The following is a 22950-nucleotide window of genomic DNA, read 5'->3' on the forward strand; positions in this document are numbered from 1 at the left end:
GTCAGGTTCTGGTGATCGGGGGGAGGATGTAGGACTGGTCGAGGACTGGCGGCTGGGGCTCGTACATGCGCATGCAGGGGCGGAAGTCGCCTTCCGGGGCGGGGAGCCAGTTGGCGCGGGCCTTGGGGTCGGTGGGTTCGGTGTGGCTGATGGTGATCGTGAGGGCGCCGTTGTCGTCGTAGACGATGCCGGGGGTGCGGTCGCCGATCGAGTAGCGGTCGATCGGGTTGGCGCAGAGGTAGAAGTCCGGGGTCGAGTACATGGTGACCGACCAGAAGGCGTTGACCGGCGGGGTGGGGTCGAGGCGCAGGGTGTAGGTGTTCGCGCCGGTCAACTGCTGGCCGGTGCTGTCGGTGTAGATCATCGCGTAGGCGGCCTCGTAGGCGTGGTTGCCCCAGAGTCCGGCCTTGGCGGCTACGGCGCGAGCGATGATGCGCTGTTTCGGGTCGGCGATCTTGAAGTTCTCGTCGTCGAGCGTGCCGACCTCGAAGAAGTCGACGTTGTAGTCGAACAGGTGCAGCGTCAGCTGCCAGCCGTTCTCCCCGGCGCCTGCCCCGCTCTTCGTGGCGTTGCTCAGTTCTTCCTGGCCCTCACCCAATCCGGCGCGCAGCGCGGAGGCTCGATCCGGGTCGAGGGACGGGTAGGGCGAGGCGCCCGCTGTCGTCAGGCCGATCGGCGCGAACGATTCCTGGAGCGCGAGATCGCGCTTCGCGGGAGGAAAGGCCTGCGACCGGACACGGACCTTCTCGAGGAACATCAGGTCCGGGGCGACCGTCGGATCCGGCGACGGAAGTCCCGTCGGCTGTGCGGCTCGGTCGGCGGGGGTCAAGGTCAGCGCGTCCTGCAAGGCGTGCACGGCGGGGAGGTCGTCCGCGCCGGCGCACGCCCATCGACCGGCGATCACACCGACAAGGGTGGGGAAATGGATGACCGTCGTGTCATCGGGGGCGGTACCGGTCCATTCCGGCGGTACGAGAAGGTAGTCGCCCGCGCGGTTTCCGGTGGCCCGGGTGCCGACGTAGGCGAAGTTGTCGGTCCAGGCGTCGATGAACTGCATGACGTAGTACCGATCGCCGGCCTCCGGCACGTGGAAGGTTATCGGACCGACTGACAGATCGATCAGGGCGATCGAGTACACGGTGTCGTTGTTGACCGAGACGAAGGTCGCCGAGGCGCCGGCGAGGGTGCGGGCATGGGAGAAGTCGTTGAACGGCGTCGCGGGGATATCGCCGATGCCCTCGTGGAGCAGTCGCTCGATCGAATCGAGGTTGAAGACCAGGGGGAATCCGTACAGATAGGCCTGTGCGGTCAATTCGGGGACGTTCTGATCCGGCATGTGCGCTCCTCGTCCTGGCGTCCGCGTCGCGCGACCGTCGTCGGACCGCGCGAGACCAGCATCCGCCGATGCTCGATCGGCGCACATCGCCCGGACCGGGTGAGATCGCCGCGTGCCGGTTCGGTGGTCGAGCGCGTCAGGCCCGGATCATGGCGCGGGCGCCCGCCGTGAGCTCGGCCGCGGAGGGGGCGTGCTCCGGGTCGATCAGCCATTGCAGGAGCAGGCCGCCGATCATCGTCTGCAGAATCGCGCCGACGTTGCTGTCGCCGTCACCGAAGGCCTCGGTCAGGCCGCGGCGGGCTCGTCCCTGCGCGTCGGCGAGTTCGGCGCGCAGCTCGGGCGAGTGCAATGCCTGGTTCAGGCATTCGGCGTTGGCGTGCCACAGCGGCGCGTTCTCGACGAACGAGGTGATCAGGCTGTGCCAGAACGCTTCGAGGCGGGCGGTGGGATCGGTCGGGTCGTTGGCGGGCAGTGCGTCGAGGATCTGTGTCACCGCGGTCGCGCTGGATTCCAGCATCGCCTGTTGCAGCAGCTTGTCGCGGGTGCCGAAGTGGTAGTTGATGGCCGCGAGGTTGGTGCCGGAGGCGGCGACGATGTCGCGCACGGTGGTGCGGGCGTAGCCGCGTTCGGCCAGGCATTGCTTGGCGGCTTCCAGGAGATCTTCGCGCGTTCCCACTCGCGCACGATAGCAAGTCGCGCATACGCCTGTTTGTGACATCGGTTTCAAACAAGCGTCAGTGACAAGCGTATGAAACAGATGTATGTTTCGACTATGACCTCACGGCGACGTATCTCCCCGTTCGAATCCAGCTACTTCGGCATCGGCACGACCATCGGCAGCGTGCCGACCGGCGGGATGCCACTGTTCCTCGGCACCACCGTGCACGGCGAGCTGGACCCCGCGATCCTGCGGACGGTGCTCGACGAGCTCGCCGCGGCGCATCCGCTGCTGCGCAGCCGGGTGGTGACCGAGGACGGTGTGGGCTATTTCGTCCGCGACGACGCGTTCCGGCCCCGGCTGGATCTCGTAGAAGGAGGCGAGGCCGAATATCTGGCACTGGTCAACGGGCCGCGGGACTGGAGCGACGGGCTGTTCCGCGCGTACCTGCTGCGGGCGGGCCTTCGTCAGCAGATCGTCTTGGTCATCCATCACGGAATCTCCGATGGCAGATCAGGATTCGCGTTGCTCGCACAGATGTGGCGGCACTACACGGCGCACGTGACGGGTACGGCTGTACCGGAAGCGGATTCGGATCAGCCCATGCCCGAGGCCATGGATACCCGGTTGGCCGAAGTGGTTTCGGTCGAGGCGGCCGAAACGTGGCTGGCCGAGGTGAGGGCGGGCGCGGCGATGATGAGCCCCGAGGACGCGCCCCGGACACTGCCCCGCGACGGTACCGACACCGACCGGCTCGGCCGATTCGCGATGCAGCGCATCGAACTGACCGCCGCGGAGACCGCCGAACTGGTCACAGCGGCGCGCTCCCAAGGTCTTTCGGTGAACAGTGTGCTCACCGGTACGGTGCTGGCCGCCGTCAGAACTCGGTTCCCCGAATCGGGCAGCGTGCCGATGTTCTGCGGCTACGCGGCCGACGTCCGCGCGGAATTCGACCCGCCGGTACCCGTCGACACGATCGTCAACTACGCCTCGGGCGGGGGCGCGCTGGTCCTGGCGACCGGCGAAAACACCCAGCTCGAACTCGCTCGTTCGGTCGACACCGGCCTGCGCGCCGGCCTCGACCGCCGCGAACCCGCCCTCTTTCCCCTCGCCGCCCAGCTCGTGAACGACGACGTCACCGCGGCCCTGCTCACCGCGCCTCCCACCTTCGCGCTCTCCAACATCGGTCGCGTACAACCCCATTCGATCCCCGACCACATCGCGTTCGTCCGCGACGACATCTACGCCATGGGCCCCGCGATGCCCCCGAAACTCACCGCCTTCACCATCGCGGGCCGCCTCACCCTCCAACTCGAATACGACACCACCCTCTACAGCCGCCCCCAGATGGAAAAGCTCCGCCTCACCCTCATCGAACTTCTGCAAACTCTCGAGTGACGTCGTTCTCCGCCGCCATCGCGGAAGGTCAGTTGGGTGTTCCGTGGGCCAGTACTACGTCGACGGTTCGGGTGGCGCCGTTGGGGGAGGTGACCTCGAGCCGGATGGGGTCGGCGGGCTTGCGGGTGTTGATAGCCGCGCTCAGTGCCTTGGCGGTGGTGATCGAGGTGCCGTCGACCGCGGTGATCACGTCGCCGATGCTGATCCCGGCTTCGCGGGCGGGCTGGCCGTAGAAAGCCCAGCTCACCTGGGCGCCCGCGGGCCTGGCATCGATGACTTGGACGCCGAGGGTGGCGGTCGGGCCGATGTGGACGGTGTCGGTGGGCGTTCCGGAACGGATCTGCGCCACGATCCGCATGGCGGTGTCGATGGGGACCGCGTAGCCGTTGGCCGGTTTTCCTTGGGCTCGGGAATCCTCGCCCGACGCCGCCGTGATCACCCCGACCACCGCACCGGACGCGTCGGCCAGCGCGCCGCCGGACTGCCCGCCCATCACCGGTGCGGCGACCTCCACCATCCCGTTCAAGGCCTTGCGGGTGAGGTCGGCGGAGTTCATGGCGACGATCGTGGCGTCCAGATCGGTGATCGGACCGGCGACCGAGGTCGGCTCGCCGCCGTCGCCGCCCGCGTCGCCGATCGCCAGCACGTCCTGGCTGATCCGCAGGTCAGCCGAGGTGCCGACGCGTGCGGTCGGCAGGTCTGTCGCCCCGCCCAGCGACAGCAGCGCGATATCGGCGCCGGAGTCGTAGCCCAGGATGGTGGCCTCGTAGACGAGACCGTTGGCGATATCGGTGACGGTCATCGCCTCGGCGCCCTTGATCACATGATGGCTGGTCAGAATCTGCCCGTCGGGGGTGAGCACGATCCCCGACCCGGCCGCTCCGATCCCGAAACCGGCCGCGTCGACATCGATATTGACCAGCGCCGATCCCACCTGCCCGGCGACCAGTGCGGGATCCAGCGGCACCAGCACGGGCGCCTGTGCTCGAGCCACGAACTCCGTCTCGACCAGGGCGAACTCCCCGCGATACCCGAGGAGCGCGCACACCCCGAGCAGCGCCGCCATCACCGTCACCAGCACTCGTCCGACACGCTTCACAGCACATGTCCTCTCTCGCGAGCCGACTAGTCCATTGTGACCCGTTTTCGGCGTCCGCCGGTCTCGATACGGACGCGGTGGGTTGGCAAAGACACGCATGCGGCTGTAGGCATGTAGCCATGAGCACCGCTGCCGCCTACGCCAAACCCTCTCCCGACGGGGCCTTCGAGAAGGTCACGATCGAACGTCGCGAAGTCGGTCCCGACGATGTGCTGATCGACATCAAATACGCCGGCATCTGCCATTCCGATATCCACACCGCGCGCGACGAGTGGGGTGGCGCGCAGTATCCGTGCGTGCCCGGTCACGAGATCGCGGGCATCGTCGCCGCCGTCGGCTCGTCGGTGCACAAGTACCAGGTGGGCGACCGGGTCGGCGTCGGCTGCCTGGTGAACTCGTGCGGCAAGTGCGTGCCGTGTCTGGCAGGTGAGGAGCAGTACTGCACCAACGGCCCCACCTGGACCTACAACTCGCGGGTGCCCGAATCCGCGCAGCCCGGCGGCTACACGATGGGCGGCTACTCCACCCAGATCGTGGTCGACGAGAGCTTCGTCGTCGCGATTCCCGAGGGCATCGGCCTCGATGTCGCCGCGCCGCTGCTGTGCGCGGGCATCACGCTGTATTCACCGCTGAAGCACTGGAACGCGGGACCGGGTAAGAAGGTCGCGATCATCGGGATGGGCGGGCTCGGGCATGTCGGCGTGAAGATCGCCGCGGCGCTGGGCGCGGAGGTCACGGTGCTCAGCCAGTCGCTGCGCAAGCGTGACGACGGCCTGCGGATGGGCGCCGACCACTACTACGCCACCAGCGACAAGGACACCTTCCGTCAGCTGCGCGGCCAGTTCGACCTGATCATCAACACGGTGTCGGCCGACCTGCCCATCGACAGCTACCTACGCCTGCTCGCCCTCGACGGCACGCTCGTCATCCTCGGCCTGCCGGAGCACCCGATGAGCGTCACCGGGCGCAACCTCGCCGGTTTCCGCCGGTCGCTGGCCGGTTCGATGATCGGTGGCGTCGCGCAGACCCAGGAGATGCTGAACTTCTGTGCCTCGCACGGAATCGGCGCGGAGATCGAACTGATCTCCGCCGACGAGATCGACTCCGCGTACGACCGCGTGGTCGCCAGCGATGTCCAATACCGGTTCGTGATCGACACGGCCACCGTGTAAGGCGAGCGCGCCGACGGGCTGTCGGCGCACGTCCTGGGTACCGTGACAATCGTGGTTGCCGAGGACGAATCCGCTGAACCCGCCGCACAGTCCGTCGACATGAGCGCCCTGCCCGCCTTCTGGTCGGTGCGTACACCGCCGCGCTGGCTGCCGCGGGCACTGCTGTACGCCGTGCTCGCGGTAGCGGGGTTGATCGCGGCGTTCTGGGTGCTCGGCAAGATGCAGGGCCTGCTGACGGTGCTGCTGGTGTCGATCTTCCTGGCCTTCGCGATCGAACCCGCGGTGAATTGGCTTGCGGCGCGCGGTGTTCGGCGCGGGGCGGGCACCGGCGCGGTGTTCCTGGTGGTGCTGGTGGTGATCGTCGCGTTCGTGTGGACGCTGGGCGCGCTGCTCGTCAACCAGGTGACCATGCTGGTGACGAACGCCCCCGACTACGTCCAGGATCTGGTGAACTGGGTCAATTCGACCTTCCATCAGGATATTTCGGGTGACGACCTGACCAAGTACGCCTCGGAGTGGAGTTCCACGATCGAGAAGTACCTGGTCGGGCTGGCCGGAAACGTCTGGGGCATCGGCACTGTCGCGATCGGCGCGCTGTTCCAGCTGCTCGGGGTGCTGCTGTTCACGTTCTACTTCGCGGCCGACGGACCGCGTTTCCGCACCTGGGTGTGTTCGCTGCTGCCGCCGAAACAGCAGAAGCATGTGTTGCGGGCCTGGGACATCGCGGTCGAGAAGACCGGCGGCTACATCTATTCGCGCGCGCTGCTGGCCCTGTGCTCGGCGATCGCGCACTACGTCGCGTTGCGGGTGCTCGATGTGCCGTCGGCGTTCGCCCTGGCGTTGTGGGTCGGCGTTGTCTCCCAGTTCATCCCGACTGTCGGCACCTATATGGCCGGCGCGCTTCCGGTGCTCGTGGCGTTGGTGCACGATCCGATCTCGGCGCTGTGGATTCTGTTGTTCATCATCGCCTATCAGCAGTTCGAGAACTATGTTCTGCAGCCGCGCATCACCGCGACCACCCTGGACATGCATCCGGCGGTGGCCTTCGGGGCGGTGATCGCGGGCGCCGCGTTACTCGGGCCGACCGGCGCGCTGCTCGCCATCCCCGTCACCGCCACGCTGCAAGGTTTCGCGGGTGCCTACGTGCGGCGCTACGAAGTCACCGAAGAGGCCGACGCGCCACCGGTGAAGAAGAAGCGCAAGAAGGCCGAGCCCGAAGCCGCATCCACCGACGAATAGGCAGCTCATGGCGATCCTGTTGTCCCTGGTGTCGATGTTGTCGACGCTGTTCGGCGGTTTCGTCGCCATGCGGATCGGCGACCGCAAGCACCTGGTTCTCGGGCTGGCCGCCGGGGTGATGTTCGGTGTGGTCGCGTTCGACCTGATCCCCGAGGCGCTGGAACAGTCCGACGGCATGTTCCGGGGCATCCCGTATGTGCTGATCGCCGCGGTCCTCGGCTTCCTCAGCCTGCACGTGATCGAGCGCGCGGTCGCCATCCACCGTGGCCACGAGCAGGAATTCGGTACGCACAAGCACGGTCTCGAGTCGGTCGGCCTGCTCGCGGCGGGCGGTCTGATCTTCCACAGCACGCTGGACGGTTTCGGCATCGGCCTGGGCTACCAGGCGGGCGCGGCGGTCGGCATGTCCGTGGCGATCGCCGTCATCTGCCACGACTTCGCCGACGGCTTCAACACTTTCACCATCCCCACCGTCTACGGCAACGCCCGCAAACGCGCGCTCACCCTCCTGGCCCTCGACGCCGTCGCACCCGTGGTGGGCGCCATCCTGGGCACCCTGATCCACGTCCCCGAAAACTGGATCGGCCTCTACATGGGCTACTTCGCCGGTTTCCTGCTCTACCTCGCCACCGCCGACATCCTCCCCGAGGCCCACGCGGGCCACCCCTCCCGCCTGACCCTGCTGTGCACCCTGCTCGGCGTAGCCGCCATGTTCGCCGTAGCCGCCGTCAGCCACTGAGCAACATGAGACGCAGCCTGACCGGTCGTGCGGCGTGGCGGCGGTAGCGTTCGCCGGATGGACACGCTGAACTCGGTGATCGTCGATGTCAATGATGTGTTCTGGAACTGGCTGCTGATTCCGCTGGTCATAGCGGCGGGGCTGTACTTCACCGTGCGCAGTGGGGTGGTGCAGGTGCGGATGTTGCCGGAGATGTTCAAGGTGGTGGCCGAGAAGGGGCCGACGGCGGCGGATGGGAAGAAGGCGGTGTCGGCCTTCGGGGCGTTCAGTATCTCCGCGGCGGCTCGGGTGGGTACCGGGAACATCGCGGGCGTCGCGACCGCGATCAGTGTCGGTGGGCCGGGGGCGGTGTTCTGGATGTGGGCGATGGCTACGGTCGGGGCCGCGTCGGCGTTCGTGGAATCGACGCTCGCCCAGCTCTACAAGCGGCGCGAGAGCGAGCCGGGCACCTTCCGCGGCGGCCCGGCGTACTACATGGAGTACGGGCTGCGCCGCCGGTGGCAGGGGCTGGCCTTCGCGGTGATCATCACCGTGACCTTCGGGTTCGTGTTCAACGCGGTGCAGTCCAACACCATCGTGGCCACCGGGCGGGCGTCGCTGTCGGCGCTGGACGGTGACTGGTTCGCGCCGCTGGTCGGGCTCTGCCTGGTCACGCTGCTCGGGGTGGTGATCTTCGGCGGGGTGCGCCGGATCAGCCACATCACCGAGGTGCTGGTTCCGGTGATGGCGGTGGTGTATCTGCTGCTCGGCATCGCGGTGGTGGCGCTCAACATCACCGACCTGCCGCGGGTGCTCGCCGATATCGTCGGCGGGGCGTTCGGGCTGCGCGAGGTGGTCGGCGGCGGGATCGGGACCGCGCTCGCGCAAGGCATCCGGCGCGGCATGTTCTCCAATGAGGCGGGGCTCGGGTCCTCGCCCAATGCCGCTGCGGCGGCGGATGTCTCGCATCCGGTGAAACAGGGCCTGGTCCAGTCGCTCGGCGTCTACTTCGACACCCTGCTGATCTGCTCGATCACCGCGTTCATCATCCTGACCACCGACCCTGATCTGTCCGAGCGGCGCAGCGCCGACCTGACCCAGAGCGCACTCCAGGCGTCGCTGGGCAGCTGGGCCGGGCACGTGCTCACCGCTGTGGTGTTCCTGCTCGCGTTCAGCTCGATGATCGGCAACTTCTACTACGGTCGCGCCAATATCGAATTCATCACCACCCGTCCCCAGGTGCTCACCGCGTTCCGAATCCTGGTGCTGGTGGCCGTGTTCGGCGGCGCGCTCGGCTCGGTGAGCCTGATCTGGAACCTGGCCGATGTGTTCATGGGCGTGATGGCGCTGGTCAACCTGGCCGCGATCATCCCGCTCGGCGTCGTCGCGTTCGGCCTGCTCGCCGACTACCGCGCTCAGCGCAGTGCGGGTAAGGACCCCGTGTACGTGCACAGCGCCGACATCGCCGACCCGGCGGGCGTGCAGTGCTGGCAGGCAACGATTGCGTCGAGCTTGCCCGGTAAACCCACCCACTAGTGGTAGGCATGGGAAATGGCGAAACAGTGGACCGAACCGGCTGATATCGCGCTGCGCGCCGACGGTCAGCGCGTCGCTGATCTGGATACCGCGAGCACGCCGGGCTTCAGCGACGGCAAGCGCCTCGGCAAGGAACTGCTCGCCGAACGGGCGACGGTGCTCTCGGTCTTGCAGGAGAAGCTGTTCGCGCACGGTCGCACCGGCGGGCAGCACAGCGTGCTGCTGATCTTGCAGGGCATGGACACCGCGGGCAAGGGCGGCATCGTGCGGCACGTCATCGGGTCGGTGGACCCACAGGGCGTCGACCACGCGTCGTTCGGCGTGCCCACCGAGCTGGAGAAGCAGCACGATTTCCTGTGGCGCATCCGCAACAAGCTGCCCGCCCACGGTCAGATCGGCGTCTTCGACCGCTCCCACTACGAGGACGTGCTGGTGGTGCGGGTACACGACCTCGTGCCGCAGGCGGAGTGGGAGCAGCGCTACGACCAGATCAACGCGTTCGAGAAGGAGATCGTAGACGCGGGCACCACCATCGTGAAGGTCGCCATGTTCGTCTCCCTCGACGAGCAGAAGAGCCGGCTGCGCGAACGGCTGGAGCGCCCGGACAAATACTGGAAGTTCAACCCCTCCGACATCACCGAACGCGCCTACTGGCCCGAATATCAGAAGGCATACCAGGCCGTTCTCGACCGCACCAACACCGATTACGCGCCCTGGTACGTGCTGCCGTCGGACCACAAGTGGTACGCGCGCCTCGCGGTCACCGAATTGCTGATCGCCGCGCTGGCCAAGCTGGAACTCGACTGGCCGCCCGCCGACTTCGACATCGCCGAGCAGTTGCGCCGACTCGACGAGTCCTGAATACGAGCGAGACGAGCATTGCGGAAACTCTCAGGTTCGGCCCGCATGATGTTCCCGGTGGGGAGCCAACGAGCGAAAGGCGTGTGACGACGGTGAGCACGGGCAAGAGCCCCTCGGGCAAGAATCCGCTGGCGGCGGCCGAGGCGGCCGACAAGAAGCGCAAGATCGCGATCCAGGTCGGCGTCGCCGCCGTTCTGGTCGCGCTGGTCGCGGCCATCGGCATCGGCATCGCGGTGAACAAGTCCGATTCCGACAAGGAATCGTCGACGACCTCGGCGGCGCAGTTGCCCGCGACGGGCGGGGCGGTCACCGAGACCGGCACGGTCGTGATCGGCAATCCCGATGCCAAGGTCAAGGTGCGCGTGGTCGCCGACCTCCAGTGCCCGGCCTGCAAGCAGTTCGAGGCCGCCAACGGCGAGACGCTCGCCAAGGCCGCCGCAGACGGCACCGCCTCCGTCGAGTACCAGATCATCTCGTTCCTCGACAAGGCCTCGACCAACCAGTACTCCTCGCGCGCGGCCAACGCGTCGTTCTGCGTGGCGAAGTCCGATACCACCAAGTACCAGTCCTGGTTGCAGACCATGTTCGAGAAGCAGCCCGCCGAGGGCGGCGCCGGCCTGAGCAACGACGAGCTCATCAAGATCGCCACCGACGTCGGGTACACCGATCCGGCCGTGGCGACCTGCATCGAAGACAAGCCGTACAACGACTACATCCAGCAGGTCACCCAGACCACGCTGCAGAGTGGCGTGAAGTCCACGCCGTCGGTGTACATTAACGGCCAGCTGAACCAGACCGACGCGATCTTCACCGAGAACGGCCTGGCCCCCGTGATCGCTGACGCGGCGAAGTGATCACCGCCCCCGCCCGCTCGGCCTGGCTGCTGCTGATCGCCGGGCTGGCGGGCTGGCTGGCGTCGTTCACGCTCACCGTCGAACGGTTCAAGCTGTTCGTCGACCCGAACTACGTGACCTCGTGCAGCATCAACTCGGTGCTGTCGTGCGGGTCGATCATGAAGACCGACCAGGCCGCGGTCTTCGGTTTCCCCAACCCGCTGATCGGCGTCGTCGGGTTCTCGGTGGTGGTGACCCTCGCCGTGCTGTCGGTGGTCGGCATCGGCTTCCCGCGCTGGATCTGGGGTGGGCTGTGGATCGGCACCGTGCTCGGCATCGCCGGGCTGTGCTGGCTGATCTTCCAGAGCCTGTACCGGATCAACGCGCTGTGCCCGTACTGCATGGTGGTGTGGGTGGCCGTGCCGGTGTTGTTCGCGGTGACCACGCAGGAGCTGTGGGGCCGGTCGCGCGGGGTGATGGGAATCCTCGCCGAATGGCGCTGGACCCTGGTCGTGGTGTTCTACGCGGTGGTGCTGCTGCTGGTGTTCCTGAAGTTCCAGGACTACTGGCTAAGCCTGGTCTGACACGGGCTTGGTGGCGTCCACGTACTGCATGAAACGGTGGACGCGCTGGTCGATTTCGGTCAGGCCCGCGCGGGCGAACAGCTTCGGGAAGGTGTCGCGGTCGAACAGGCGTAGGCCGCTCAGGCTCGCGGCCAGGCTGCTCGCCGAACCGAAGAGGTTGTCCTCGGCGTAGCTGGTACTGATCGCGATGCGGCCACCGGGTGCGAGGACGCGGATCATCTCGCGAGTGGCGGCGAAGGGGTCGGGGATCAGGTACAGGGCGCCGAAACAGCAGACGGCGTCGAAGGTTCCGTCGGCGAACGGCAGGGTGCGGGCGTCGCCGCGGACGTAGCCGACGCGGGGGCTCGCGTTGTCGGTGGCGGCCTTGGCCAGCATCGGGGCTGAGTAGTCGAGACCGGTGACGAAACCGTCGCGGGTGAGATATTCGCTCAGGTATCGCGTGAAATTGCCTGGGCCGCAGGCAAGGTCGAGCACCTTCATGGGGCCGCTCAGGCGCAGCCGGTCGACCGCGTCGCGGCGGTCGGTACCGGTGGTCCGGCCGCTGGCGAGGTAGAACAGCGTGGGTCGCCACGCGTGCTCGTAGACCGCCGCCAGCGCCGGGGCGTTCATCGTCTTGCGGGCGAGATTCACTGTCGTGCGACCTCGATGGTCATGCCCGCCTCGCGCAGCCGCGCGGTGAGCGCCTCGCCCATCGCCGACGCGGGGGTGAGTACGCCCGCGCGTTCGGGCAGGGTGTCGAAGGCCAGGCTCAGCCCGCTCTGGCCCAGCAGCACCGCGGTGGCCTGGTAGCCGGGGTCGCCCGTGCCGGAGAAGGTGGCCTGGTACTTGGCGCCGGAGCTGGTGCGGGCGAAGGTCTTCATGGTGAACCACCCACTGCGGCGGGCCTTCTCGTCGGGGCCGGTGCCGGGCTTGGGCAGGATCCGGTCGAGCAGCTTACGGCCGAGCGAAACCCTCGACAGGACCGCACCCGAGGCCATGCCGGCCACGATGCCGCCCGCGATACCCGCGGCGACCAGCGGCGCAGCGGCCGAGGTGCCCGCGTTCATCACCTCGCGATAGCGGAACTGCTTGCCGTAGACCCAGCCGAGCAGGCCGTTGGTGCGGCGCACGACCTTGGTGTTGTGCGAGGCCATCACGAACGTGGTGACCCAGCCGTCCAGGCTGGCGTCGATGCTGTCGGCGCGGGCCAGCGTCTGATCGGACTGTCGGCCGACATCGGGTTCCATGCTGCGATCCGGGCTCAGCGAATACGGGTGGGCCAGGATCTTGCCGCGCGCGGAGTCGGCCGCGACGTCCTCCATCATGGCGCGCCCGGAATCGATGGTGCCGCCGCTCATGCCGCCCTTGAGATAGGCCACCAGGGTGGTGTCCTCGAGCTCGCCGGTGTTGTCGGCGATCGTGGCGCGGTAGATCTCGTACACGCTCAGATCCGACGGAATCGAGTCGTAGCCACAGGAATTCACGATCTTGGCGCCCGAGTCGACGGCGGTCTGCTCGTACTTCTCGATGGCGTCGTGGATGAACAGCGGCTCACCGGTGAGATCGGCGTAGTGGGTGCCCGCCGCGGCGCACGCGCCCAGCAGCGGCATGCCGTAGCGCAGGTACGGGCCGACGGTGGTGACCACGACCTTGGTGCGCTCGGCCATCGAGGCCAGTGACGCGGGGTCGCTGGAATCGGCGACGACGAGTTCCCATGCCGCGGCGGCGGGCCCGAGCTCGTCGCGGGTGGCGGCGAGCTTGCTCGCGGAGCGGCCCGCCAGGGCGATCTTGGCATCGGCCGGGGCCGCGGTGAGCAGATATTCGGCGGTGAGTTTGCCGACGAAACCTGTTGCGCCGAACAAGATCAGGTCGAACTCACGGTGCTGCGGCATGACGCGCCTTTCGAAAGATGATTCAGGGCTTGGTGGCTGGTGCGCTCGCCTTGCGGGGGGCGCGAGTCTTCTTCACCGGTTTCGGTGGATGAGTGGTGAGCCAATCGCGGTGGGCCAGACCGAGTTCGGTGACCGGCGGATCGCCGTAGAGCCATTCCCTGGCGACCAGATGCCAGTTGTTGGTGCTGTCGAGCTGGCCGAGCATGCCGAAGGTGAGGAAGTCGGCGCGGCGTGAGAACAGGTGCTCGGGCGGCAGATTCTGCTGCTTCATGCCGGTGAACTCGCTGGCCCTCGGGTCGACGGCGAGCAGGAACGCGCCGCTGGCCAGTTCCGGGGTGATGGTGAGTTCCTCGTCCACGAGACACCATTCCGAGGCGGCGAGCACGTACTCGAGGCATTCCTCGGCGCCGATCTCCTCGGGCGAATCGATCACGCCGCGATCGATCATCAACTGCCGCAGGTCTTCCGCGCGATCCTCGGCGGCCGCGCGCAGGCACTGGATTTCGAATCCGACCAGCTTGGGATCCATCCGGTTGAACAGCCCGAAATCGAGGAAGGCGACCCGGCCGTCACGGGCGAGCAGCACATTGCCCGGATGCGGGTCGCCACAGAACTCGTTGAAGCTGAACAGCGAGCCGACGTAGAAGCGGTAGATGATCTCGCCGACCCGATCACGCACCGCGGCGGGCATCTTCCGGATCTCGTCGAAACCGTCGCCGTCGATGAACTCGCTGACCAGCACGCGGGTGGTCGACAGCTCCGGCACCGACGAGGGCACCACGATGAACGGGTGGTCGCGGTACAGGTGCGCGATCTCGGCCTGGGTGGCGGCTTCGGCCTGGTAGTCGAGCTCGCTCTCCATGTTCAGTTTCAGCTCGTCGAGCACCGCGGGGGTGATCCACGGCATCGCCGAGGCCAGCACGCGGCGGAACATGGTGAGGTTCTTCAGATCCGCGCGCACGGCGGCGTCGACCCCGGGGTACTGGACCTTCACCGCGACAGCGCGGCCGTCGTGCAGGGTGGCCCGGTACACCTGGCCGATCGAGGCGGCGGCGATCGGCTCCGGATCGAATTCGGCGAAGATCTCCGCCACCGGGGCGCCGAAGTCCTGCTCGATCACCGCGCGCATGGACTCGAACGACACCGTCGGCGCCGCGTTGCGCAGCACGGCCAGGCGCTGCTGGAACCGCTCGCGATGGTTCTCCGGCACCAGATCCAGGTCGAGCACCGACATCATCTGGCCCAGCTTCATGGCCACGCCCTTCATGGTGCCCAGCACCATGACCACCTGTTCGGTGGTGCGGATCATCGACTCCTCGGCCATCCGCGCGCGCACGGCCTCCGAACGCCCGCGCATCGATAGCCTGGTCTTCTTCGAGCGGATGACCGACCCCGCCGCGACCGCCCCCAGCTTCGTCCCGCGGGCAAGCCGGGAAGTCGGCACGTTCTTCGCCATCGAGATACCTCCGTTGGTGCCGACGCGCACGGCGGTGACACAAGCCACAGCGTCCCGCCCGGGTTCAGCGTAACCAACCGTGCGGCATTGTCGAGCCCGGCTCCCTCGAACGCGGGAAAACCCCGGTCAGGGCGACTGCTGCGGCATTTCGGGGAGCGGATGCGGCTGCGCGGTGAAGATCTCGGGTGAGCCACCCGCACGGGCCATGCCCTCGATCGCGCTCCAGGCCATCATCGTGAGGTAGTCGATGACGTCCTGACGCGGCATGGCCTTGTCGGTGGTGGTCCACCAGTGGGTGGCCAGCTGGATGCCGCCGACCAGCACGTACGACCACAGCATCGCGCCCTCGGTGCGGATGCCCTTGGCGCCCGCCCGATCGACCAGCACCGTGGTGACCACCTCGGCGAAGAGGCGCTCGAACTCGGCGAGCGAGGACTTGTCGCCCGCGGCGTTGCTCATGATGAACCGGTAGACCTCGGGGTCGTCGTCGACGGTGCCGACGTATTCGGTCATCGCGGCGCGCACGAGTTGGTATTCGTCGGCGTCGAGGCTGATCGCGCCGTACACCCGGGGCAGCAGCGTGGTTTCGATGAATCGCTGCATGGTGGCGTGGACCAGGTCGTTCTTGTCCGCGAAGTAGCGGTACAGCACGGTCTTGGACACGCCGATCTCGGTGGCGATCTCGTCCATGCCCGCCTGGCTGCCCCGCGCGCGGATGGCGTTGAGCGTGCCGTCGACCAGCTCCTCGCGGCGGTCGATCTTGTGCTGCCGCCACCGACGTTTGCGGCCGTCGGCCTGGCCGCCGCCGCGCACTCCTGCTCGGCTCGACTGCTCGCCGATCTCGACAAGGTCTTCGGTGGACAGAACAGCCCCCTTGTGATCGATGTTGGCGTCTCTAGTCAACAGCTTAGGCGCGCCGGTGTGGGGTGGCGCTCCTTTGGCCCACGTTGCGGCATTTACCACACTCGAGTGCTTACGCGCGCGTACGACAAACCGCGCGGTTCGCCGTGTCGTGGGCGACGCCACGCGGGGTTGGCGGCGGCGCACTCGCCGTGCGCACAGCAGAATGGGGGCTATGGAGAAATCTCCCGGCAACACGGCGGTTCTCACGCCGCGCACCGAGCCCGCCGCACAGCCCGCCGGCTTCGCGGTGATGACCGACGAGGCGGGCAAAAAACGTGACCTGTTCAAGATGAAGGCACTGGCGACCAGTTTCCTGCTGGTGGCCAGTGTGATCTACCTGCTGTGCCGCTGGCTCGAATCGCGTGGCGGCGGTGGCGAGTGGGTGGGCTATGTCCGCGCGGCCTCGGAGGCGGGCATGGTCGGCGCACTGGCCGACTGGTTCGCGGTCACCGCGTTGTTCAAGCATCCGCTGGGTCTGCCGATCCCGCACACCGCGATCATCCGCAAGAAGAAGGACCAGCTCGGCGAGAGCCTCGGCGCCTTCGTCGGCACCAACTTCCTCGCCCCCGACGTGGTCTCGGCGCGTCTGGACTCGGCGCAGATCTCGCTGCGCGTTGGCCGGTGGATGGCCGATCCGGCGCACGCGGCCCGGGTGGCGCAGGAGAGCGCGACGATCCTGACCGCGGTGGTCAACACCCTGCGCGACGAGGACGTCGAGCAGATCATCGACAACACCATCGTCAAGCGGATCGCCGAACCGCTGTGGGGGCCGCCGCTGGGCCGGGTGCTCTCGGAGATGATCGCCGACAACCGGCAGCGGCCGCTGATCGACCTGCTGGCCGAGCGCGCGCATCAGTGGGCGCTGGGCTCACAGGACACGATCGACCGGATCGTGGTGCGCGATGCGCCGCAGTGGGCGCCGAAATTTGTCAATACATTGTTGTCGGAGCGAATTTATCGGGAACTCGTCGAGTTCACCTGGAAGGTGCGCTCCGATCCTGATCATGAATTGCGCCGGGCCGCCGATCGCTTTCTCCAGGATTTCGCCGAGGACCTGCAACACGACGACGCGATGATCGCCAAGGCGGAGAAGGTCAAGGCCGAGATCATGGGCCGCGAGCAGATCACCGGAATGGCCGAGGCCACCTGGCGGGCGGCGAAGCGGTTGATCTTGGAGTCGGCCGACGATCCTGATTCCACCCTTCGGCGCAAGGTGGCCGAAAATGTGCAGCAGCTCGGCGAGCGTCTCCGCGACGACCCGGAGATGCGTGGCAAAGTGGACGGGTGGATCGATCGCGGTGCTCGCTATCTGGTCGGCAACTACTCCGCGGAGATCACGACATTGGTGACCGATACGGTCGCGCGCTGGGACGCCGACGAGGCGAGCAGGAAGATCGAATTGCAGGTCGGTCGGGATCTGCAATTCATCAGGATCAACGGCACGGTCGTCGGCTCGCTCGCCGGCCTGGCCATCTACACGATCTCGCAGCTGCTGTTCCACTGAAAGACCTGGTAACCGGGGGTTGCGTACACGCTAGCCGACCGGGTGCTAACTGTAGTGCTTGCAATAGCTAGCACCCTGTTCTACTATTGGCCTTACAACGCCAGAAGGTGAGCGATGACAGACCAACCCGAGAGTCGTGTAGCGCACGCGGCTCAAGATATCGGAGGTTTCATCAGGGCACAGCGCGAAGGTGCGCAGGTGTCCCTGCGTCAGCTCGCCGCTCTGGCGGGGGTAAGTAATCCGTACCTGAGCCAAATCGAACGCGGATTACGTAATCCCTCCGCCGAAGTACTCGCGCAGATCGCCAAGGCACTGCGGGTTTCCTCGGAGGTGTTGTATGTGCGGGCAGGATTTCTGGAACAGCGTCCGCACAGCCCGGTCCGCGACGCCCTGCTCGCCGACACTTCGGTGTCCGAGCGGCAGAAACAGGTGTTGCTGGAAATCTATGAGTCGTTTCGCCGGGAAAACGGGGAAGAAACCGGCTCAGGGGGGAACGAACGAGACAGTGACGTTTCGTTCACGACAACTGACACTCCGCCACACCAGGAGACTGAAGACTGATGACCGAAAAGACCGCCACTGTCACCAAGCCGCTGTTCGCCACCGTCGGCGCCGGTGACGCCATCTACGCCGCCGTGAACGACGTTGTCGCCGACGTCCGTGGCCGCGTTGTCGCCACCGATGCCAAGGCCCGCGTCGAAGAGGCCCGCGAGCGCATCGCGAACGTGCCCGCCGACGTGCAGGCCCAGTTCGACACTCTGCGTGACCGCATCTCCGGCCTGCCGTCGGAGCTGCCGGAGGACCTCGCCGAGCTGCGCGAGAAGTTCACCCCCGAAGAGCTGCGCAAGCTGGCCGAGCAGTACTACCGCCAGGCGCTCGACATCTACGCCGATCTCGCCGTTCGCGGTGAGGAGACCGTCGACCGGCTGCGTGCCAACCAGGCCGTCGACGAGCAGATCGGCCGCGTCGAGACCCTCTACAAGGATGCCTCCGCTCGCGCCGAGGATGCCCTGACCAAGGTCAACGACCTGCTGGGCCGCACCAAGGCCGAGGCCGAGGCGGTGGCCGACAAGGTCGACGCCGTGGTCGAGGCCGAGGTCGTCGCGGTCACCACCGAGCCGGCTCCGGCCGCGGCTCCGGCCGCCAAGAAGGCCGCGCCGGCCAAGAAGGCCGCTCCGGCCAAGAAGGCCGCCGCGCCCAAGAAGGTCTAGCCTTCGCGCATCACCGCTGACAGCGGCCCCGTACACCAGGTGTGTGCGGGGCCGCTGTTCGTATGATGGGGGTGTGAACATGGTGAATGGGATGACCTCGCTGATTCTGCTGATCCTGTGGATCGGCGCCTTCGGCGCGACGGTGTTCGCGCTCATTCACGCTGTGCGCCAGCGTTCGGATGCCTTCACCGCCGTCGACAAGATGACCAAGCCGATCTGGCTGGCCATTCTCGGCGGTGCGCTGGTGTTTCTGCTGATCGGCATCGGCGGGCTGGGGATGCTGTCGTTCATCGCGATCATCGCGACCGGGGTGTACCTGGCCGATGTGCGCCCGAAGGTCGACGAGGTGCAGCGCGGCCCGCGCTGGTAAATAGCCCGTAGAAGGGCTCGCGGGTGAGTGGTACGCGGTGTTACTGTATCTAGCAGTAACACAAAGGAGTGTGCCGATGCGCGCAAAGTTGCCGACGGCTCTGGTGAACCTGGTCGACCGGGTATCCACCGTGGTCGAGACCACCCTCGCTGCCCACCGGGCGGACTTGCGGACCCGGACGCACGGGATCGCGGCCTTCGATCCGCCGCGGATGCCCTACGACGTGATTCCGGTGGTCACCGCCGACGGCGCCCGCCTGCGAGTGCACGCCTATGGCCCGGTCGACGCGCCCGTCATCGTGTTCGCCCACGGCTGGACATGTTCGATCGAATACTGGAACGCCCAGATCAACGCCTTCGCCGGCGAGTACCGCGTCGTCGCCTACGACCAGCGCGGCCACGGCGAGAGCACCAACGGCTACGCCCGCCCGAGCACGAATCTGCTCGCCGACGACCTGTGCGACGTGCTCGACGCCGTGCTGCTGCCGGGTCAGCGCGCCGTACTGGCCGGACACAGCATGGGCGGGATGACGCTCATCGCCTGGGCGGGCCGTTACCCCGAGCGGGTCGCCGAACAAGCCGCCGCGGTGATCCTCACCAACACCGGCGCGCACTCGCTGGTCGAGGTGTCGACCATGGTTCCCGGTCTGAACATCCCCCTGCGGATTCTCGGTGGGCGTTCGATGCCGACGCCGGACTGGCTCGGCAGGCTGATCCTCGGCACCCCTGTGGTGTTCCCGCCGATCAAGCCGGTGCGCTGGATCTTCGCCCGTCAGGTGATGACCCTCGATACCTCGCGCGAGAAGCTGAACTACGCGCTGTCGGTGGTGCGCGGCTGTCCGATGATGACCCGCTCGCGCTACGGGTTCCTGCTCACCGAGCTGCATCTCGGCGATGACGCGAAGAACTTCTCGGTCCCGACCACCGTGCTCGCGGGCGATCGCGACGACATGACCCCCGCGATCCACGCCGAGCGCCTGGCCGCACTGCTGCAGGAAGCAGGCACGCTCGCCCGGTTCGAGGTGCTGCCGACCGGGCATCTCGGCAATGTCGAACGCTTCGACCTGTTCAATGCCGAAGTGGCCCGGGTGCTCGCCGCCGTCCGCGAGCCCGTGCGCGCCATGGCCTGACCGCCTGCGAGAATCGGCGGATGAGTTCTACCGCTGTGACCTCGGACGACCGTCGGTTCGTGCTGACCCTCGGGTGCCCGGACCGGCCGGGCGTCATCGCCCGGATCTCCTCGTTCATCGCCGAATTCGGTGGCTCGATCGTGGAGGCCGGGTACCACTCCGACGGTGACATCGGCTGGTTCTTCACCCGCCAGGCCGTGAAGGACTCGACGGTGCCGTTCTCCATCGACGAGCTGCGGGTGCGCTTCGCCGAGGTGGCCGCCGAGTTCGGTCCCGAGACCGAGTGGCAGCTACACGATTCCGGTGCGCCCCGGCGGGTGGTGCTGCTGGTCAGCAAGGACGGGCACTGCCTGCACGACCTGCTCGGTCGCGCGCAGGCCGGTGAGCTGCCCGCGACCATCGAGGCCGTGATCGGCAACCACCCCGACCTCGCGGGCATGACCGAGGCGCACGGGGTGAAGTTCCACTATGTGCCGTTCCCGAAGGACCCGGCCGAGCGCGGTCCGGCCTTCGAGCAGGTGCGTGACCTCGTCGACTCCCACGATCCGCACGCGGTGGTCCTCGCCCGGTTCATGCAGGTGCTGCCCGCCGGGCTGTGCGAGCACTGGGCCGGGCGCGCGCTCAATATCCACCACAGCTTCCTGCCCTCGTTCGTCGGCGCGCGGCCCTATCACCAGGCGTACGCGCGCGGGGTGAAGCTGATCGGGGCGACCTGCCACTACGTCACCGCCGAGCTGGACGCGGGGCCCATCATCGAGCAGGACGTGATCCGGGTCGATCACGCCGACGACGTGCGCGACATGGTCAGGCAGGGACGTGACATCGAGCGGGTGGTGCTCGCGCGTGGACTGCGCTGGCACCTCGAGGGCCGGGTGCTCGTGCACGGTCGGCGCACGGTCGTCTTCGAGTGACCTACAGGTCGTAAAACGCCGCCGGATAACGGAATTCGCCGGTCACGGCGGAATCGTAGGCCGTGAGCGGGCGGACCTGGAAGTACGGTGCCCACGCGGATTCGTCGGGCACGATGCCCAGGCGCGCGCCGGGGACGAAGCCGAAGCGGGCGTAGTAGTCGGGATCGCCGACCAGGCCGACGACCGATTCGTCGAGGGCGTCGGCGGCGCCGAGGGCGGCGTGGACCAGTGCCGAGCCGACGCCGGACTTCTGATGCTCCGGATCGACGCCGAGCGGACCGAGCGCGAGCACCGGGAACGGGCCGATGCCGGCTCTGGTGAGACAGATGTGCCCCACGACGGTGTCGTATTCGAGGGCGACCAGCGACAGCGTGGGCATCCACGACTCGTCGGTGCGCAGCGTCTCGACGAGGGCGGGTTCGGGTGGTTCGGTGACGGCCGGATCGTCCGCGTACTGCGGGGCGAAGGCGGCGCGGTGGATCGCGGCGATCGCCGGGGCGTCCGCTGGGGTCTCGCGACGGATCAGCACAGGCTTAAGTCTCCAGGATTTGGGTACGGGAGCGCAATGATGTGCCGTGCCCGATGTGCCGGACTCGGCCGCGGGTATGCGATGCTCGGCGAATGACTTCCGCGCCGCTGACCCGGGCCGCCGTGGCCGACATGATCGACCACACTCTGCTCGCTCCGGAAGCCACTCCGGCCGAGGTCGACTCGCTGATCGTCGAGGCGCGCAAACTGGGGGTGTACGCGATCTGTCTCTCGCCCTCGATGCTGCCGGTGCGTGCGCCGGGTCTGGTGGTGGCCACGGTGGCGGGTTTCCCGTCCGGCAAACACCATTCGCTGGTGAAGGGCGCCGAGGCGCGGCTGGCCGTGGATCAGGGCGCCCACGAGGTGGACATGGTGATCGACGTGGGCGCCGCACTGGCCGGTGATTTCAACGCCGTGCTCGCCGACATCATCACCGTGCGCGAGGCGACCAGGGATCGGGCCGTGCTCAAGGTGATCATCGAATCGGCGGCGCTCCCCGACGCGGCGATCGTCGGCGCGTGCCGGGCGGCCGAGCAGGCGGGCGCCGATTTCGTGAAGACCTCCACCGGTTTTCATCCCGCCGGCGGTGCGAGCGTGCACGCGGTGCGGTTGATGGCCGAGACCGTCGGCGGACGACTCGGGGTGAAGGCCAGCGGCGGAATCCGCACCGCCGCCGACGCCGCCGCGATGATCGAGGCCGGCGCCACGCGGCTCGGGTTGTCGAAATCGGCCGCGGTCCTCGACGGGTTTCCCGACTAGACGAGGTCTTCCCGAGTAGTCACCGTCTCGCGCGATCAGCAGGTGAACTCGGACTGCTGACCGGACGGGGCGCTCTCGAGTGCGGTCTTGCCGCCGGAAAGGTGCACGTTCACACCGTCATCGGTGACCTTGACCTCCTGCGCGCGCAGGCCGAGCGGGTAGCTCTGCAAGCTCTGGGTGAAGGTCTCGACGATGCCCTGCACGAGGTCGGTGGGCAGGCCGATGCCGAGTAGCTGCGCCGACTTCGTCTCCACAGTGATGTTGCCGTCGCGGATCATCGGCTGCACCTCCAGCTGGGCGAGGCCGCCGAGCACATCGAGAGTGATCACGCCGGTGCTCGCCGAGGAGCTCACGCCGCTGACCATGGTCCCGAGGGTCTCGCGGATGCCGTCGTTGTTCCAGGTCACGTCGGCGGTCGAGCTGTCGATGGTGCCGCCGCCGCGGCCGCGGTCGACGAGTTCGATGTCGTTGAATTTCGCGTGCACGACCATCCCGACAGCGGGGCCGAATTTGTTGTCCTCGCTGTCGACGGTGATCGTGCCGACCTTGCCGTCCGCATACGACAGCAGGACCGGGCGCAGGCCGAAGCCCACGTCGATGCTCGAGCCCATCTGTTGCTCGAACGCGCCGCTGATGCAGCTCGAGATCTTGTGCCGGGCATAGGCTTCGGTTCCGGCGATGGCCGCGACGAGTAGAGCTGCGACCACGGCCAACGCGATCACCAGAGAGCGCCGACCGATCCTGGGGCGTGGGGAGTTTTGTGTGGTCATGGCATCGGATTCTTCCCGATCTTTCTGTGTCCGCTCTGAGGACGTCGTGAAAGCCTTCACAGCAAAATGTGACCTGGCGCACGCAACCGGGCGTAATCTGGATT

Annotated in this window: 24 protein-coding genes; 15 read left to right on the forward strand and 9 right to left on the reverse strand. The window is 67.3% G+C overall.

From position 1 onward, the window contains the following. Position 1 precedes the first annotated feature (1 nt). On the reverse strand, positions 2–1336 hold the full coding sequence (locus ACFVJ5_RS23385) for a DUF1254 domain-containing protein (RefSeq protein WP_379223050.1): 1335 nt from the start codon (positions 1334–1336) through the stop codon (positions 2–4). A 136-nt stretch (positions 1337–1472) separates the two neighbouring features. After that, the gene (locus tag ACFVJ5_RS23390) at positions 1473–2012 is read right to left on the reverse strand and encodes a TetR/AcrR family transcriptional regulator (protein WP_379223051.1); all 540 of its coding nucleotides are present in this window, start codon (positions 2010–2012) and stop codon (positions 1473–1475) included. 96 nt (positions 2013–2108) lie between these two features. Here ACFVJ5_RS23390 and ACFVJ5_RS23395 point away from each other — a divergent pair, with 96 nt between their 5' ends. After that, the gene (locus ACFVJ5_RS23395) at positions 2109–3392 is read left to right on the forward strand and encodes a hypothetical protein (protein ID WP_379223053.1); all 1284 of its coding nucleotides are present in this window, start codon (positions 2109–2111) and stop codon (positions 3390–3392) included. Positions 3393–3420: 28 nt separating this feature from the next. Here the strand turns inward: ACFVJ5_RS23395 and ACFVJ5_RS23400 are convergent, their stop codons facing one another. Beyond that, positions 3421–4491, reverse strand: a complete 1071-nt coding sequence (locus ACFVJ5_RS23400; RefSeq protein WP_379223054.1) for a S1C family serine protease — start codon at positions 4489–4491, stop codon at positions 3421–3423. A 119-nt stretch (positions 4492–4610) separates the two neighbouring features. On the opposite strand from ACFVJ5_RS23400, the gene ACFVJ5_RS23405 reads away from it, so the two are divergent. From ACFVJ5_RS23405 to ACFVJ5_RS23435, 7 genes are all read left to right on the forward strand, one after another. Beyond that, complete coding sequence (locus tag ACFVJ5_RS23405) at positions 4611–5663, forward strand: NAD(P)-dependent alcohol dehydrogenase (protein WP_379223056.1); 1053 nt, start codon at positions 4611–4613, stop codon at positions 5661–5663. Between the two features lie 51 nt (positions 5664–5714). Further along, a complete protein-coding gene (locus tag ACFVJ5_RS23410) occupies positions 5715–6902 on the forward strand; it encodes an AI-2E family transporter (protein ID WP_379223058.1) in 1188 nt (395 codons plus the stop codon). Between the two features lie 7 nt (positions 6903–6909). After that, entirely contained in the window at positions 6910–7641 is a 732-nt protein-coding gene (locus ACFVJ5_RS23415) for a ZIP family metal transporter (RefSeq protein ID WP_379223060.1), read from the forward strand. A gap of 57 nt (positions 7642–7698) precedes the next feature. Further along, positions 7699–9156: an alanine/glycine:cation symporter family protein gene (locus ACFVJ5_RS23420; protein ID WP_379223062.1), complete on the forward strand. Its 1458-nt coding sequence runs from the start codon at positions 7699–7701 to the stop codon at positions 9154–9156. Between the two features lie 15 nt (positions 9157–9171). Next, complete coding sequence (locus ACFVJ5_RS23425; RefSeq protein ID WP_379223064.1) at positions 9172–10017, forward strand: polyphosphate kinase 2 family protein; 846 nt, start codon at positions 9172–9174, stop codon at positions 10015–10017. 83 nt (positions 10018–10100) lie between these two features. Continuing rightward, a complete protein-coding gene (locus ACFVJ5_RS23430; RefSeq protein ID WP_379223066.1) occupies positions 10101–10871 on the forward strand; it encodes a DsbA family protein in 771 nt (256 codons plus the stop codon). Beyond that, positions 10868–11434: a vitamin K epoxide reductase family protein gene (locus ACFVJ5_RS23435; protein ID WP_379223068.1), complete on the forward strand. Its 567-nt coding sequence runs from the start codon at positions 10868–10870 to the stop codon at positions 11432–11434. The genes ACFVJ5_RS23430 and ACFVJ5_RS23435 overlap by 4 nt, the downstream gene beginning before the upstream one ends. On the opposite strand, the gene ACFVJ5_RS23440 is transcribed toward ACFVJ5_RS23435, so the two are convergent. From ACFVJ5_RS23440 to ACFVJ5_RS23455, 4 genes are all read right to left on the reverse strand, one after another. Further along, positions 11420–12064, reverse strand: coding sequence for a methyltransferase domain-containing protein (locus tag ACFVJ5_RS23440; RefSeq protein ID WP_379223070.1), 645 nt, complete (start codon positions 12062–12064; stop codon positions 11420–11422). The two genes, ACFVJ5_RS23435 and ACFVJ5_RS23440, sit on opposite strands and share 15 nt — an antisense overlap. Then, complete coding sequence (locus ACFVJ5_RS23445) at positions 12061–13305, reverse strand: saccharopine dehydrogenase family protein (RefSeq protein WP_379223072.1); 1245 nt, start codon at positions 13303–13305, stop codon at positions 12061–12063. Before ACFVJ5_RS23445 ends, ACFVJ5_RS23440 begins: the two co-directional genes overlap by 4 nt. 22 nt (positions 13306–13327) lie before the next feature. After that, on the reverse strand, positions 13328–14761 hold the full coding sequence (locus ACFVJ5_RS23450) for an ABC1 kinase family protein (protein ID WP_379223074.1): 1434 nt from the start codon (positions 14759–14761) through the stop codon (positions 13328–13330). A 126-nt stretch (positions 14762–14887) separates the two neighbouring features. Continuing rightward, positions 14888–15601 carry a TetR/AcrR family transcriptional regulator gene (locus tag ACFVJ5_RS23455; RefSeq protein ID WP_379223394.1) on the reverse strand — a complete coding sequence of 238 codons (714 nt, stop codon included), beginning with the start codon at positions 15599–15601 and terminating at the stop codon, positions 14888–14890. Between the two features lie 313 nt (positions 15602–15914). On the opposite strand from ACFVJ5_RS23455, the gene ACFVJ5_RS23460 reads away from it, so the two are divergent. From ACFVJ5_RS23460 to purU, 6 genes are all read left to right on the forward strand, one after another. Continuing rightward, complete coding sequence (locus tag ACFVJ5_RS23460) at positions 15915–17168, forward strand: DUF445 domain-containing protein (RefSeq protein WP_379223396.1); 1254 nt, start codon at positions 15915–15917, stop codon at positions 17166–17168. A 114-nt stretch (positions 17169–17282) separates the two neighbouring features. Then, positions 17283–17729 (forward strand): helix-turn-helix domain-containing protein, encoded by a 447-nt coding sequence (locus tag ACFVJ5_RS23465; protein ID WP_379223076.1) that lies wholly within the window; start codon positions 17283–17285, stop codon positions 17727–17729. Continuing rightward, positions 17729–18379, forward strand: coding sequence for a heparin-binding hemagglutinin (locus tag ACFVJ5_RS23470; RefSeq protein WP_379223078.1), 651 nt, complete (start codon positions 17729–17731; stop codon positions 18377–18379). Before ACFVJ5_RS23465 ends, ACFVJ5_RS23470 begins: the two co-directional genes overlap by 1 nt. Positions 18380–18470: 91 nt before the next feature. After that, positions 18471–18749: a DUF2516 family protein gene (locus ACFVJ5_RS23475; RefSeq protein ID WP_235569396.1), complete on the forward strand. Its 279-nt coding sequence runs from the start codon at positions 18471–18473 to the stop codon at positions 18747–18749. A 76-nt stretch (positions 18750–18825) separates the two neighbouring features. After that, positions 18826–19878 carry an alpha/beta fold hydrolase gene (locus ACFVJ5_RS23480; RefSeq protein WP_379223080.1) on the forward strand — a complete coding sequence of 351 codons (1053 nt, stop codon included), beginning with the start codon at positions 18826–18828 and terminating at the stop codon, positions 19876–19878. A 20-nt stretch (positions 19879–19898) separates the two neighbouring features. Beyond that, positions 19899–20789 carry a formyltetrahydrofolate deformylase gene (purU, locus tag ACFVJ5_RS23485; protein WP_379223082.1) on the forward strand — a complete coding sequence of 297 codons (891 nt, stop codon included), beginning with the start codon at positions 19899–19901 and terminating at the stop codon, positions 20787–20789. A gap of 1 nt (position 20790) precedes the next feature. Here purU and ACFVJ5_RS23490 read toward each other — a convergent pair whose 3' ends face one another. Continuing rightward, positions 20791–21318: a GNAT family N-acetyltransferase gene (locus ACFVJ5_RS23490; RefSeq protein ID WP_379223084.1), complete on the reverse strand. Its 528-nt coding sequence runs from the start codon at positions 21316–21318 to the stop codon at positions 20791–20793. Between the two features lie 92 nt (positions 21319–21410). Here ACFVJ5_RS23490 and deoC point away from each other — a divergent pair, with 92 nt between their 5' ends. Further along, positions 21411–22076: a deoxyribose-phosphate aldolase gene (gene deoC / locus ACFVJ5_RS23495; RefSeq protein ID WP_379223086.1), complete on the forward strand. Its 666-nt coding sequence runs from the start codon at positions 21411–21413 to the stop codon at positions 22074–22076. Positions 22077–22111: 35 nt separating this feature from the next. On the opposite strand, the gene ACFVJ5_RS23500 is transcribed toward deoC, so the two are convergent. Continuing rightward, positions 22112–22846, reverse strand: a complete 735-nt coding sequence (locus tag ACFVJ5_RS23500; RefSeq protein WP_379223087.1) for a DUF2993 domain-containing protein — start codon at positions 22844–22846, stop codon at positions 22112–22114. Positions 22847–22950: the final 104 nt, after the last annotated feature.

This window comes from Nocardia sp. NPDC127606 (assembly GCF_042671725.1).
Taxonomy (GTDB): domain Bacteria; phylum Actinomycetota; class Actinomycetes; order Mycobacteriales; family Mycobacteriaceae; genus Nocardia.